Genomic DNA, 379 nt, shown 5'->3' with positions numbered 1-379 from the left:
ACCGGATACTCCCGTTCGCAAGACAGTCAGCGATTCCGAATTCAGGTTTGCTCGCTCTCTCAATGATCAAGCGCTTTTGCTGATCAAGAAGGATGACTACGCTGGCGCTATTTCGATCCTTGCGCGTGCCACCGCAGTCAATCCCTACGACGTTGAGATTTCAGGAAACCTTGGCTATGCCGAGTTGAAAACCGGGAACTTTGCGAAAGCGAAATCGACACTGCTTCTTGCGCTGCAATTGAATCCCAAGCGCTGGGCAACTTGGCAGAACCTTGGTCAATCTTTGGCGGGGTTGGGCGACGTGCCTGGCGCCGTGCGTTGCTTCGAGAAATACGTGGAGCATGCCCCCAATCCCGACAAGGCCCGGGCCCTGTTGCGT

The 379-nt window shown here is 55.1% G+C and carries 1 protein-coding gene; it reads left to right on the top strand.

Features of this window, described 5'->3' with window-relative positions; translation table 11 throughout:
- Positions 1-76: 76 nt before the first annotated feature.
- The coding region (locus IMZ11_RS44765) for a tetratricopeptide repeat protein (RefSeq protein WP_228649905.1) at positions 77-379 on the top strand (303 nt) is incomplete at its 3' end.

It is taken from the genome of Microtetraspora sp. AC03309 (assembly GCF_020826795.1).
Classification (GTDB): domain Bacteria; phylum Actinomycetota; class Actinomycetes; order Streptosporangiales; family Streptosporangiaceae; genus Microtetraspora; species Microtetraspora glauca.
The sequence above is the reverse complement of the archived record's forward strand: the minus strand, read 5'-3'. Positions and strand labels throughout refer to the sequence as shown.